Source organism: Pseudomonas sp. NPDC090755, assembly GCF_044769005.1.
Lineage (GTDB): Bacteria > Pseudomonadota > Gammaproteobacteria > Pseudomonadales > Pseudomonadaceae > Aquipseudomonas.
In genome coordinates, this window is the sequence record NZ_JBIVXC010000006.1 from 130,121 (window position 1) to 143,810 (window position 13,690).

At 63.3% G+C, this 13,690-nt stretch carries 10 protein-coding genes; 4 read left to right on the forward strand and 6 right to left on the reverse strand.

What is annotated here, in order from left to right; all coding sequences use genetic code 11:
- Positions 1 to 156: 156 nt before the first annotated feature.
- The gene (nhaB, locus tag ACIQUS_RS11870; protein WP_403047112.1) at positions 157 to 1,659 is read right to left on the reverse strand and encodes a sodium/proton antiporter NhaB; all 1,503 of its coding nucleotides are present in this window, start codon (positions 1,657 to 1,659) and stop codon (positions 157 to 159) included.
- A 188-nt stretch (positions 1,660 to 1,847) separates the two neighbouring features.
- On the opposite strand from nhaB, the gene ACIQUS_RS11875 reads away from it, so the two are divergent.
- Complete coding sequence (locus ACIQUS_RS11875) at positions 1,848 to 2,660, forward strand: crotonase/enoyl-CoA hydratase family protein (protein WP_403047422.1); 813 nt, start codon at positions 1,848 to 1,850, stop codon at positions 2,658 to 2,660.
- 33 nt (positions 2,661 to 2,693) lie between these two features.
- Positions 2,694 to 3,524: an NAD(+) diphosphatase gene (gene nudC / locus ACIQUS_RS11880; RefSeq protein WP_403047114.1), complete on the forward strand. Its 831-nt coding sequence runs from the start codon at positions 2,694 to 2,696 to the stop codon at positions 3,522 to 3,524.
- Here the strand turns inward: nudC and ACIQUS_RS11885 are convergent.
- Positions 3,492 to 4,271, reverse strand: coding sequence for a TSUP family transporter (locus ACIQUS_RS11885; RefSeq protein WP_403047116.1), 780 nt, complete (start codon positions 4,269 to 4,271; stop codon positions 3,492 to 3,494). The genes nudC and ACIQUS_RS11885 overlap by 33 nt on opposite strands.
- Positions 4,272 to 4,440: 169 nt before the next feature.
- Here ACIQUS_RS11885 and ACIQUS_RS11890 point away from each other — a divergent pair, with 169 nt between their 5' ends.
- The gene (locus ACIQUS_RS11890; RefSeq protein WP_403047119.1) at positions 4,441 to 9,123 is read left to right on the forward strand and encodes a dermonecrotic toxin domain-containing protein; all 4,683 of its coding nucleotides are present in this window, start codon (positions 4,441 to 4,443) and stop codon (positions 9,121 to 9,123) included.
- A gap of 38 nt (positions 9,124 to 9,161) precedes the next feature.
- On the opposite strand, the gene ACIQUS_RS11895 is transcribed toward ACIQUS_RS11890, so the two are convergent.
- The 4 genes from ACIQUS_RS11895 to ACIQUS_RS11910 all read right to left on the reverse strand — a co-directional run bounded on the left by ACIQUS_RS11895 (position 9,162) and on the right by ACIQUS_RS11910 (position 12,299).
- Positions 9,162 to 9,929, reverse strand: coding sequence for an SDR family oxidoreductase (locus ACIQUS_RS11895; protein ID WP_403047122.1), 768 nt, complete (start codon positions 9,927 to 9,929; stop codon positions 9,162 to 9,164).
- Between the two features lie 22 nt (positions 9,930 to 9,951).
- Positions 9,952 to 11,019, reverse strand: a complete 1,068-nt coding sequence (locus ACIQUS_RS11900; protein ID WP_403047124.1) for a phosphotransferase family protein — start codon at positions 11,017 to 11,019, stop codon at positions 9,952 to 9,954.
- Positions 11,020 to 11,214: 195 nt separating this feature from the next.
- Positions 11,215 to 11,532, reverse strand: coding sequence for an SCP2 sterol-binding domain-containing protein (locus ACIQUS_RS11905; protein WP_036995189.1), 318 nt, complete (start codon positions 11,530 to 11,532; stop codon positions 11,215 to 11,217).
- A 56-nt stretch (positions 11,533 to 11,588) separates the two neighbouring features.
- Positions 11,589 to 12,299 carry a histidine phosphatase family protein gene (locus tag ACIQUS_RS11910; RefSeq protein ID WP_403047128.1) on the reverse strand — a complete coding sequence of 237 codons (711 nt, stop codon included), beginning with the start codon at positions 12,297 to 12,299 and terminating at the stop codon, positions 11,589 to 11,591.
- Between the two features lie 196 nt (positions 12,300 to 12,495).
- Here ACIQUS_RS11910 and sohB point away from each other — a divergent pair, with 196 nt between their 5' ends.
- Positions 12,496 to 13,515 (forward strand): protease SohB, encoded by a 1,020-nt coding sequence (sohB, locus tag ACIQUS_RS11915; protein ID WP_403047130.1) that lies wholly within the window; start codon positions 12,496 to 12,498, stop codon positions 13,513 to 13,515.
- Positions 13,516 to 13,690 lie beyond the last annotated feature (175 nt).

The following is a 13,690-nucleotide window of genomic DNA, read 5'->3' on the forward strand; positions in this document are numbered from 1 at the left end:
TTTTTTTTTTGTTTGTTTTTGTTTTTCTGCGCGAGCCGCTCGCGGTGCGGCGTGTCCCCGCGTCCCCGACACCCCCCCCCCCCCCCCCCCCCCCCCCCCCCCCCCCCCGGCCGCCCCCCCCCCCCCCCCGACTCGACTTGCCCCGCGATGAGTCCGTCAAAGCCAGTAGGTCACCGCCCACCAGCCCAGCCCGCCCATGACCACCGTATAGGGCAGGGCCATCCACACCATCCGCCCGTACGACAGCCGGATCAGCGGGGCAATGGCCGAGGTCAGCAGGAACAGGAACGCCGCCTGGCCATTGGGCGTGGCCACGCTTGGCAGGTTGGTGCCGGTGTTGATCGCCACCGCCAAGGTTTCGAAGTGTTCGCGGCTCATGTGGCCGTTGAGGAACGCCTGCTTGACCTCGGTGATGTAGATGGTGGCGACGAACACGTTGTCGCTGATCGCCGACAGCAGGCCGTTGGCAATGAACAGCATGCCCGGCTGCTGCTCGCTCGGCAGTGCCAGCACCCACTGGATCAGCGGCGTGAACAGTTGCTGGTCGTGGATCACCGCGACCACGGCAAAGAACACCACCAGCAGCGCGGTGAACGGCATGGCGTCCTGGAAGGCGCGGCCCAGGCGGTGCTCGTCGGTGATGCCGGTAAAGGCGGTGATCAGCACGATCACCAGCAGGCCGATCAGGCCCACTTCGGCGATATGCAGGCCCAGGCTGACAATCAGGATCAGCGCAGCCACACCCTGCACCACCAGGGCGGCGCGTTGCTGGCCGGTGCGCTGGGCGTCGTCCTCGGCGGCGTAGGCGGCCAGGACGTCGCGCACATTGGCCGGCAGCAAGGTGCCATAGCCGAACCAGCGCAGCTTCTCCAGCAGCACACAGGTCACCAGGCCCGCCACCAGCACCGGCAGCGACACCGGCGCGACCTTGAGGAAGAAGTCGGCGAAGTGCCAGCCCATCTCGTGGCCGATCAGCAGGTTTTGCGGCTCACCCACCAGGGTACACACGCCGCCCAGCGCGGTGCCGACTGCACCATGCATCAGCAGGCTGCGCAGGAAGGCACGAAACTGGTGCAGGTCGTCGCGCTGCAGGTGGGCGATCTGCTGGTCGCTGTCCAGGTCCGACTCTTCCCGCGGGTTGCTCCCCGAGGCGACCCGGTGATAGACCGAGTAGAAGCCCACCGCGGCGCTGATGATCACCGCCGTCACGGTCAGGGCATCGAGAAAGGCCGAGAGGAACGCCGAGAGGAAGCAGAACAGCAAGGCCAGCAGGGCCTTGGAGCGCACCCCCAGGAGGATCCGCGAGAACACGAACAGCAGCAGGTCCTTCATGAAGTAGATGCCGGCGACCATGAACATCAGCAGCAGGATCACCGGAAAGTTGTGCTGCAACTCATCATACAGGGCCTGGGGCGTGGTCATGCCCAGCACCAGCGCCTCGATCACCAGCAGGCCGCCCGGCATCAGCGGGTAGCACTTGAGGGCCATCCCCAGGGTGAAGATGAACTGGATCACCAGCACCCAGCCGGTGACCACCGGGCCAAGGGTGAACAGCAGCAGCGGGTTGAGCAGCAGGAACAGGCACAGGGTGGCCTTGTACCAGCCGGGCGATTGCCCGAGGAAGTTGTGGGCCAGGGCGCCGGCCAGGGAGCGGGACATGAAATGTATCCTAATAATTCAAACAGGTGCGCACGGTGCCGGATACAGGCCATCAGATCAAGGTAAAAGTCCCGGTTTTGGCACAAGCACGGCCTTGGTCGAAATCACGGCCTTGATATAGTCAGGTGATCGAACCGGCTCTCTCAAGGAATGCAACTGTGAGCGACAACAAAGCACTCGAAGTCGAACTGACCGAATACCAGGCCTTCAAGGTCGAGCTCAAGAACAGCATCGCCCACGTTCAGATCAACCGCCCGGAAAAGGTCAACGCCATGAACGCGGCGTTCTGGAGCGAGATCGTCGAGATCTTCAAATGGATCGATGACACCGACGCGGTGCGCGCGGTGGTGATCAGTGGCGCCGGCAAACACTTCTCCGCCGGCATCGACCTGATGCTGCTGGCCTCGGTGGCCAACGAACTGGGCAAGGATGTCGGTCGCAACGCCCGCCTGCTGCGCCGTACCATCCTGCGCATGCAGGCCTCGTTCAACGCCGTGGACAACTGCCGCAAGCCAGTGCTGGCAGCCATCCAGGGCTACTGCATCGGCGGCGCCATCGACCTGGTCTCGGCCTGCGACATGCGCTATTGCAGCCGTGACGCGCAGTTCTCGATCAAGGAAATCGACATGGGCATGGCCGCCGATGTCGGCACCCTGCAGCGTCTGCCGCGCATCATCGGCGACGGTATCCTGCGCGAACTGGCCTACACCGGGCGCACGGTGGAGGCCGATGAAGCCCAGCGCATCGGCCTGGTCAACCGCGTCTACGACGACCATGCCGCGCTGCTCGACGGAGTCTTTGCCATTGCCGCCGAAATTGCGGGAAAATCCCCCATTGCCGTGGCCGGCACCAAGCATATGATCAGCTACATGCGCGATCACCGCATCGACGATGGCCTGGAGTACATCGCCACCTGGAACGCCGCCATGCTGCAATCGACCGATCTGCGGGTGGCCGTGGCTGCCCACATGAGCAAACAGAAACCCGAGTTCGCCGACTGACTCACAGCGGCGTACCGTGCAAGGAGCCGCAAGATGTCAGCGCGTTGGACCACCGCAGTACTGGACACGAACCTCGCCGGCGGCTGGGCGGTCGCCCGCTGCAGCGAGGGCTTTCTGGTTGATGGCAACGGCGCGCTGTTCCCGCGCGACTGGCTCAAGCGCCAGGAACTGGACGTGCTGTTCGAGCACGGCATCGGTCATTTCGACGGCCAGCCGGTGTACCTGCTGGAGCTCAAAGGGTCGCAGGCAGTCGCCGGTTGCAGCTGGCGCGGCCTGCGCCAGTTCATGCTCGAAGGCGACTTCGACACCTACAAGATCCTCGGCTATGCCGCGCAGATTGGCACCTGGGCCCGCGAGCACCGTTTCTGTGGCAGCTGCGGCCAGCCCATGAGCCAGATCCAGCTGGAGCGGGCGATGTATTGCCAGCCCTGCGACCTGCGCAGCTACCCGCGGATCTCGCCGAGCATGATCGTGCTGATCACCCGCGGCGACGAGATTCTTCTGGCCCGTTCACCACGCTTCGTCACCGGCGTCTACAGCACCCTGGCGGGCTTTGCCGAACCCGGCGAGTCGGCCGAGGATTGCCTGGTGCGCGAGGTGCGCGAAGAAGTGGCGATCGAGGTGCAGAACATCCAGTACGTCGGCAGCCAGTGCTGGCCGTTCCCGCATTCGATGATGCTGGGTTTTCATGCCGAGTACGCCGGTGGCGAGATCGTCATGCAGCCTGACGAGATCGAAGATGCCCAGTGGTTCCGGGTCGATGCGCTGCCGCCGCTGCCGGCGGGGCGCTCGATTGCTCGGTACCTGATCGACCTGTACGTGGCGCGCCGCCTAGGCCTGGCCGAACCAGTGCTGCCACGCTAGGCGCACGGTCAGGGCCAGCACCACGGTGATGAACACCGGGCGGATGAACTTGCTGCCACCGCTGATGGCGGTGCGGGCACCAAAGAACGCACCGACCATCAGCGCCGAGCCCATCGACAAGCCCACCAGCCAGTCAACCTGGCCAGAGAAGATGAACACCGACAGGGCGGCGGCGTTGCTGACGAAGTTCATGCTGCGCGCCACGCCGCTGGCCTTGACCAGGTCGATGGGGTAGAGCAGCAGCGTGCTGACGGTCCAGAAGGCGCCGGTGCCGGGGCCGGCCACGCCATCGTAGAAGCCCAGGGTCAGGCCCTGGGGCAGCTGCCATTTCTTCTTCACCGGTACGTCGGCGTCCAGCGGTGCCTTGGGCGTGCCGCCGAACAGCAGGTAGACGCCACAGAGAAAGACGATCACCGGCAGCATCTTGTTCAGCCATTCGGCCGGCAGGTAATGGGCGATGACCGCACCGAGCAGGGCGCCGACAAAGGTGCCGAACAGGGCATGGCGCCATTGCGTCGGATGGAACAGCTTGCGCCGGTAGTACGTGAAGCCGGCGGTGGCCGAACCGAAGGTCGAGCTGAGCTTGTTGGTGCCCAACACCAGGTGAGGCGGCATGCCGGCGGTGAGCAGGGCCGGGGTGGTGAGCAGGCCACCGCCGCCGGCGATGGCGTCGATGAAGCCGGCGACGAAGGCCACGGCGGCGAGGATTAGCAGGGTGGTGGGTTCTACACTGAGTTCGAAAGGCATGGGATCGGCTTGGCAGGGCGCGCAACCGCAGCGCGGGACGGCCGACATGGTAAACCCAAGCGCCTGGACTGCCCAGCCGTAGATGCCATGGCAAGGCGATATATAAGTAGTCCGCCGAATCCTCACCAGCATGGTCAAGTGATGTTTTCCTCACCATCGAGACTTGACCATGATTGCGCCTGAAGACGGAATTCATACTGCTTTCTTGCGCCAGCGCTTGCCGAACTGGGCAAGGCATGCGCATGAGCAGCAACTGGCATCGTTGCACCTGGGATTGTTACCCGCCCAGGAATCGGCCTGGCTAAACAAGGCAACCCCAGCACAGCGGCAACACCTGGCCACGCTGGCGCGCTCGGCTGCTGACGCCCGACGCCAGGCGGCTCTGGCGCTGCGCGGGCTCAAGGATATCCATGGGTTTTGCCGGCCTTTGCTCGAAGACGCCATCCAGCGCGACCATGGCCTGACCGTCGATAGCCTCACCCATGAATTCGTGCACCTGCGCGATGATGCCAGCCTGCGCTCCGACGCGTTGTCAGAGGTGCTGATCGCCCGACAGCCGCTGCTCCAGGCGGCACTGCAGAACTTCGAAGTGGCGCAGATGGATGAGCTGCGCTACAACCGCTACAGCCAGCTGGCGCCACTTGAGGCGTTGCAACCTTTTCCGGAAACAGTTGACCCGCAGCGCCGCGCCAGCGACTCGATTCGCTACAGCAGTACCCTGGCGCTGACGCCGGAGCAGTTTGCCGGTTTGTGTCGCGACCTGGATTTGGGGAAGCGCTATCAGGATCACCTCACGGCGGTGTTCGAGGGGGCGGTCAGCGGGCCTTTGATTCGTCGCAACTATGTGCGCGCGCAAAAGCTTGAACTGCAAGTGCAGCTCAAGCTGGCGCAGCTCAAGGGCGATATCGATGCCGACCTGCATGAGCGAATCGAAGGGCTGTTGCGCCAGCCGACAGTGGAGACCGGGCATTCGCTGACCCTCAGCCACCTGGCAGTCGCCGGCTTTGCCTTGGCCGATGTTGTATTGATTTGCGAATCCGCCCAGGGGATCGGTGCGAGTGAGCGCTGCGTGGCCTACCTGCCAGGGGACACCCAGGCGCCGCTCAAGCAGTACCCCTCGCGCAGCGCTTTTGCCCAGGCGCTCAAGGCGCGTCTGGTCGACCCGAAGGAACAGGGGTTTATCCGCACCTTGGTGGCGCGCAGCCAACAAGCCGGTTTTGTGCGCGCCCTGAGTCTGCCGTCCACCGTGCATGGCGTCGACGCACTGGTCGAGCACCCGGTGATTGGCGATCTGTTCGAGCGCCATTTCAACTTGATGCTGGCCCGCACCCGAACCGAAGCCCGCGCAATTGCGGTACCGACCGCCGAGGTCGACTATCAGGCCTGGCTCACCTCGCTGGACCAGTATGCCTCCTTTGGCCTGAACATCCTCAATGGCGCAGCCTTCTTCGTTCCGGCGTTGGGGCCGATCATGCTGACGATCATGGCCGGGCAATTGATGGAGGAGGCCTTCGAAGGTGTCCAGGCTTGGGAAGCCGGCGACCAGGAACAGGCCCTGGCGCATTTGAAATCCATCGCCATCAACGTCGCGGTGACCGTCGGGCTGGGCGCTGGGGCCCATGGTGTGTTGCGTCTGACCAGTGTCTCGCCGGTGGTTGACCAGCTGGTGGAGGTGGAGCGCCCGGATGGTCAGCGGCGGTTGTGGAAGCAGGACCTGGCGCCCTATCAAAGCCATCACGAGCTGGCGGAGGGTTTGCTGCCTGATGCCTCGGGTGTCTACCGTCAGAGTGGGCGCAGCTATGTGAAGGAGGGCGGGCGTTACTACGAGTTGGTGGATGAACGCGCCCGGCCATGGCGTTTGCGCCACCCCACGCAGGCTGATGCCTATGAGCCGGCCTTGCAGCACAATGGACAAGGCGCCTGGCACTCGCCCCATGAACAACCCTTGCGCTGGTCGCGACGTCAGCTGATGCGCCGCCTGGGGCAAAGTGTGGAGGCCTTGAGCGACGAGGAGCTGGATCAGGCCTGTGAGCTGACCGGCACCCATGGCGACGCCTTGCGGCGCATGCACATTGACGGCGAACCCGTTGATCCCTTGTTGGCCGACAGCTGTGAGCGGCTGCTTATCCGCAAGCAGATAGGGCAGGTCATCGAGGGGATTGGCAGGGGGGCGCGAACCACGCTGGAGGCGGACTTTATCGCTGAGCTGATGCCAGAGATTGCCGGGTGGCCGCAAGGGTTGGCGCTGGAGCTGTTCGAGGGGCCCGAGCCTTGGGGGGCCTCGGCGCTCTATGGTGAACGGCCAGGCTTTGCCGGCAACCCGGTAAAAGTGACCCGGACCGAACTGCAAAATGGCCAATGGGCCGGGGTCGTTATCGAGCAGTTGGATGACCGCGCACTGGCCAGCCTGTTTCCCGAGCAGGTACCTGCGCACGAAAGGGTCGGGGCCTTGCGCCGTGAGGTCGCCGAGCATGTGTCCCAACGTCGGGCTGAAATCTTTGCCAGTCGCTACCGGGATGCTGGTGCACCGTCCTCATTGCTGGATGAACTGCGGCGTCGGTTCAAAACCCTCGAGCCCCCGCTGGCGCGTCGGGTGATCGAACAGGCCCCGGCGTCTGCCAGGCGTCAGTGGTCCGAGCGCGGGGTCTTCCCCGAGTCCATCGCACGTCAGGCGCGCCGGATAGAAGCCGAACGTTCGCTGGTACGGCGCCTGGAGGGCTTGATCTGGCCGGAGCTGGCAGATGCGCGGAGTGAAGGCCTGGTGTTCGAGGCGCTACCGGAACTCGCCGGCTGGTCATCCGAAGTCTGTCTGCAGCTGCGTGTCGGTTCTGTACAGGGGCCGGAGGTGACACGCGTCGGCAACGGCAGAGCTGCGGTTCAACGACGTATTGTCCGGGAAAGCCAGGGGTATCGAGCCTACGCCAACGACCAGGCACTGCACTCGCTCTATCCCGAGGCGGCCCGTAATGATGTCTTCCGGGCGATTTTGCATGCGCTCCCCGATGTTCGGCGCAAGGCGCTGGGCTTGAGCACGGGAGATGCCGAAGTGCTCAAGGTCAGGCTCCTGCACCGTATTTCAGAGCTGCGTTCGCGCTGGACGGCCTCAACCAGGCGCCCGGCACAGGGTCGCTTGCGTGGCGGGGGGGACGGTACCGACGCATCGGGCTATGCGATCCAGAGCAGCGAAGACGTACTGATCCAGCGGTTGCGTGAACTCTTCCCGCACCTCGATGACGACCAGGTGCTGGATACGTTGGCGGCCTGGCGGAACCTTGGGCACCAGCCGGTCGACATGCTGGCCAACTATCGCCAGGCACTGGATGTCCGGCAGCGGGCATTGCGGCAATGGGCTGGCGTCCATGAGGGACGCCAGCACATGTCCAGGGAGGTGATCAGGTGCTGGCGCGAAACTCGGATGGCTGACCTGTTTGCGCCGACTCACATTGTGGAGATCGACCTTATCGGGCTAGACCTGCACGATGTTGACCTGCACGATTTCCCGGATCTGGACTGGGACCTGGGCCAGGTCAACGAGCTCAACCTGGGAAGCAACAACCTGAGCAGCTTGCCAGAAGCCTTCACCCGGCATTTTACCGGTGTGAGGTACTTGTACCTGGAAGATAACCTGTTTGATGCCATACCAAACGTTCCGAACGCGGGGCAATTGCGTGTACTGGACATGTCCGACAACGCCTTGCTCCAGGCCCCGCACATCGCACAGATGTTGAATCTACGCAGGTTAACGCTTGAAAGGTGTGGGCTGACAGCTATTCCTGAGAACCTGGCCAACCTGCAGCGAGCAAACGTGGTGGACCTCAGGGGCAACGCAATCGTGCACATCGAAGAAGACAGCTTCCAGCTCCCGCCGCGGATCAGGCGAGCGCTGGACCTGCGTGACAATCCGCTGGATGAGCAAAGCAATGGGCGAATTGTCGAGCACTATCAAACTGAGCACGTCGACCTGCTGGTCAGCGAACGCTTCTATCAGTTCTTGCTCCATGAGGCGAATGACGCCCAGCGTGCACTGTGGCAACGCTTACGGGAGATTCCCGAATGCCTGCAGGCCATGCGCAACGTGGTGGATATCGAGCTCACGGCGGTCTATGCCCAGGCACGGGCAACCACACTAAGGCGGGCCTGGGACATCCTCGAGATGCTGGAGCACGATCCTGCGCTGCGCGCGCGCGCGGGTGCTGAACCTCATCTGTTGTCCATCGAATGGGAGGCACAACTGAGTCGGATCAATCAGGTCGCCGCAGGCTTGCCCCGTGCCCGTGAGCTGGTGCGCCTGGCTGTGCAGCGCAGTCGGCTGGAACATATCCAGAGGCGCTTCAATGAAGCATTTCCTGACCAATTCATGGCGGTGGATGGAGGCGAGGGCGATGAGCATGAGGCCCTCTGGCAGCATCTACTGCATGCCGTGACCCGAGACGGGGCTGTTGAGATCTCGCAGGCGCCGCGTGATGGCGAGCCTCTCGAGCCCTTGGGCGGGATTCAGCTTCCACCGGACCTGGTGCAAGCGCTGCAAGCAGAACTTGTCGAATTGTCCGCCAGCACAGCACATGGCTTGAACATTGTGCTGGGGTCGGTGGTGGATGAGGGGCTTGCTGAAGGTCGTCGCTTTCATAATGGTTTCTGGACTGAATATGCCCTAGACCGGGCCGGTAGCCCTCGTGAAGTCTGGCTCCAGGGGCGCCGGCAGTTGCAGACTCAAGTAGAACGTGGCCAGATCAGCGCACAGGTCTGGCACGAGCGCATCAATATCCTGCGGGCTGGGTATCAAGACAATCTGCAACGCTGGCTCAGGCACTTGACCCATGTGATTGCCACCGGGCAAAACTTCGACTGGTAAACGGCAGGCCCCGCGCCTGATCAGGCGCGGGGCTTGTCTCACGACAGGAAACCGCCATCCACATTCAGCGCCACGCCCGTGGTGTAGCTCGACGCATCGCTGGCCAGGTACAGCACCGCACCGGCCATTTCCTTCGGATCGGCCACGCGCTTGAGCGGGATCTGCTGCAGGGCGGTGTTGAGGATCGCATCGTTCTTGACCAGCGCCGAGGCGAACTTGGTGTCGGTCAGGCCCGGCAGCAGGGCGTTGCAGCGAATGCCGAACGGCGCGCATTCCTTGGCGAAGACCTTGGTCATGTTGATCACCGCGGCCTTGGTCACCGAGTAGATGCCCTGGAACACGCCGGGCGACACGCCGTTGATCGAGGCCACGTTGATGATGCTGCCACCACCGTGCTCGCGCATCAGCTTGCCGGCTTCCACCGACATGAAGAAGTAGCCGCGAATGTTGACGTCGACGGTCTTCTGGAAGGCGCCCAGGTCCGTGTCCAGCACGTTGCAGAACTGCGGGTTGGTGGCGGCGTTGTTGACCAGGATGTCCAGGCGCCCGAACTGCTCGCGAATGCCGGCAAACACCGCATTGATCTGCTCTATCTCACCGATGTGACAGGCAACGGCCGTGGCCTTGCCACCGGCTGCGATGATGGCGTCGGCCACCTGCTGGCAGCCCTCCAGCTTGCGGCTGGAGACGATCACATGGGCACCTTGCTGGGCCAGTAGATGGGCGATGGCTTCACCAATGCCACGGCTGGCACCGGAAACAAAGGCGACTTTGCCGTCGAGGTCGAACAGGTGGGTCTTGGACATGGTCTTTTCCTTGTTGTAGTGGTCAGAGGCTGGACGTGGCGATGACCTGCAGGCTCATGTGCTCCAGCAACGTGTTCATGTGGATGAACTGGGCGAAGCGCTTGTCCTGGGTCTGGCCGTGGTAGAAGCGGTAGTAGATCTGCTGGACGATCCCGGCCAGGCGGAACAGGCCGTAGGTGTAGTAGAAGTCGTAGTTGTCGATGCGGATGCCGGCGCGCTCGGCGTAGTAGTCGACGAACTGCTGGCGGGTGAGCATGCCCGGGGCGTTGCTCGGCTGGCGACGCATCAGCTGCACGGGGGCAGGATCCGCCGCTTCGATCCAGTAGGCCAGGGTATTGCCCAGGTCCATCAGCGGGTCGCCGATCGTGGTCATCTCCCAGTCGAGTACGCCGATGATGCGCATCGGGTTGTCGGCATCGAGGATGACGTTGTCGAAGCGATAGTCGTTGTGCACGATGGCAGGCTTGGGATGATCGGCCGGCATCTTCTCGCGCAACCAGGCAACGACCTTCTCCCAGCGCGGCGCATCGGGAGTCAGGGCCTTCTCATAGCGGCTGCTCCAGCCTTCGATCTGGCGCTGCACGTAGCCTTCAGGTTTGCCCAGGTCGCCCAGGCCGCAGGCGTTGTAGTCGACCTGGTGCAACTCGACCATGCGATCGATGAAGCTCTTGCACAGCGCTTCGGTGCGTCCGGCGTCCAGGCCCAGCGCCGGCGGCAGGTCGGAGCGCAGGATGATGCCCTTGACCCGATCCATCACGTAGAACTCGCCACCGATCAACGACTCATCGGTGCAATGCACGTAGGCCTTGGGGCAATAGGGGAAGCCGCTGTTGAGCTGGTTGAGGATGCGGAACTCGCGGCCCATGTCGTGGGCCGACTTGGCCTTGTGGCCGAACGGCGGGCGGCGCAGGACGAACTCGCGTCCGGGGTACTGCACCAGGTAGGTCAGGTTCGAGGCACCGCCGGGGAACTGGCTGATCCGGGGCGTGCCGCTCAAGCCCTGGATGTTAGCCTTCAGATAAGGGTCGATCACAGCGACATCGAGTTCTTCGCCGGGGCGGACCTGGGTGGACTGGTCAGTGAGCGTCATGCTTTTCCCTTATGATGGAAGCCAGAGATTATTGGCTAATCTAATTCTCGTGACCGGCCTGGACAAGCCTTGCACAGCCTTATAGGCCAGCGTGTTGCAGGTCGATCAACGCCCCTGATGCCATGCGCCATGGCGCAGGCAAAAAAAAACCGAAGCACTTGAAGGCTTCGGTTTTGTTCGGCATCAGCGCAAGGCTCAGGCCGGGAACAGCTCGCTCAGTTTCATCGACAGCATCATGTCGCCTTCGACGCGCAGCTTGCCGCCCATGAAGGCCTGCATGCCGTCGGTCTCGCCGCTGACGATGCCCTTGAGGGTTTCGCTGTCCAGCACCAGGGTGCAGTTGGCATCGGCGTTTTCGCCTTCCTGGATTTCGCAGGTGCCATCCTTGACGATCAGGGCGTAGTGCTTGTCTTCGTCGGTGATGTTGAAACCGAACACCAGGTCAAGACCGGCAGCAGCGGCTGGGTTGAACTTGGCTTTCATCGCTTCGACGGCTTTTGCTACATCGCTCATGGTGTGTTCCTTGTTAAGTGATTTGCGCGACCTTGCGGGTCGCAACGAGCCGGTGCTCAACGGTAGGTGATGAGCGCCGGCGCCTTCAACAGCTGCACGTGTGCCTGGCTGTTGAAGGAAGCCAGGGCCACCTCGCGGCCACGAAACTTCAGGTGGCTGAGCGAGGTGTTGACGATCTGCCAGTTCAGCTCGAAAGCCTGGCCGGCAGTGATACGGGTTACCAGGTGGAGCAGGGCGGCGATGGTGCCGCCGGAGGTGAAGATCGCAATATTGTCGCCGCTGCCGGCCTGTTGCAGCACCCGCTGCAGGCCGTCGTCGACGCGCTGGACGAACGCCTGCCAGGATTCGGCGCCTTCGCAGGCGTGCTCACCGCCATGCCAGCGCTGCACCAGCAGGGCGAACAGGCGCTGGAACTCGCTGCGGTTCTGTGTGCCGTTGCGCAGGATGTGCGCAGCCTCGGGCTCCTGCGGCAACAGACCGGGCAGCAAGGCGCGGATCACCGCATCGGCATCGAACTCGTTGAAGGCGTTGTCGGTCTCCAGGAGCGGTACCTCACAGCCTGCGTTGTGCATGGCCGCCAGGGCCAGGCGTGCGGTGTCCTGCTGACGGCGCAGGTCGCCGGCCAGGCAGCGGTCGAGGCGCAGGCCCAGTTGAGCCAGGTGCTCGCCGAGTGCTTCGCTCTGGCGGATGCCCACGGGCGAGAGGACGTCGTAGTCGTCCGCACCGAATGAAGCCTGGCCATGTCGAATCAGGTAGATACTGCCCACGTCGTCCGCCTGCGCTAAGGATGAGCCGAGGTTAGGTTGCCGCCAGCAGGCTGTCAATGAAAAAACATACAAGCGTTTGAAAAGGGCGTTTGAACTGCATTGCCGGAGATTTCCTACGCTGGTAGGGGCCGGGCGGCCTCGGTATGCTTGACTATCGGTTCGCGCCGTACCGGCGCAGGCATGTTAAGGAGTTACTGTGGAGTTTCTTGCAGAGTACGCAAGCTTTCTCGCCAAGACCGCGACCCTGGTGATCGCGATCCTGATTGTCCTCTCGGCGATCGCCGGACTGCGCGGCAAGGGTCGGCGCAAGGCGGGCGGGCAATTGCAGGTCAACAAGCTCAACGAGTTCTACAAGGACCTGCGCGAGCGCCTGGAATCCGGGATGCTCGACAAGGCCGAGCTCAAGGCCCTGCGCAAGCAGCAGGCCAAGGAGCAGAAGCAGCAGAAGAAAAAGCCCGACGACAAGTCGCGGGTGTTCGTGCTCGATTTCGATGGCGACATCAAGGCTTCGGCCACCGAAAGCCTGCGCCACGAGATCAGCGCCGTGCTGAGCCTGGCCACCCCCCGTGACGAAGTGGTACTACGCCTGGAAAGCGGCGGCGGCATGGTCCACAGCTATGGTCTGGCCGCCTCGCAACTGGCGCGCATTCGCCAGGCCGGCGTGCCGTTGACCGTGTGCATCGACAAGGTGGCTGCCAGCGGCGGCTACATGATGGCCTGCATCGGCGAGAAGATCGTCAGCGCACCCTTCGCCATCCTCGGCTCGATCGGCGTGGTGGCGCAGTTGCCCAACGTCAACCGCCTGCTGAAGAAGCACGACGTCGATTTCGAAGTGTTCACCGCCGGCGAGTACAAGCGCACCGTCACCGTGTTTGGCGAGAACACCGAGAAGGGCCGGGAGAAGTTCCAGGAAGACCTGGACGTCACCCACCAGCTGTTCAAGGACTTCGTCTCCCGCTATCGCCCGCAGTTGCACATCGACGAGGTGGCGACCGGTGAGGTGTGGCTGGGCGTGGCGGCGCTGAACAAGCACCTGATCGACCAGCTGATGACCAGCGACGAGTATCTGAGCCAGCGCGCCCGTGAGGCCAACCTCTATCACCTGCACTATGCCGAGCGCAAAAGCCTGCAGGAGCGGGTAGGGCTGGCAGCCGGCACGGCGGTCGAGAAGACCGTGTTGGGGTTGTGGAGCAAGCTGGGGCAGTGGCGGGTGTGAGCGCCATCGCGTTGTAGCCGCTGCCGCCAGGCTGCGACCTGTGGGGGTGAAATGCATCGCGGGGCAAGTCGGGACGCCGCATCGCCGCTCCCACAGTGAGTCCGGTGGTTGGGGGGACCCGGGGACCCCCCCCCAAACGCCAATGGGAAACGCACACGGCTAGGCAGGGGAAAGT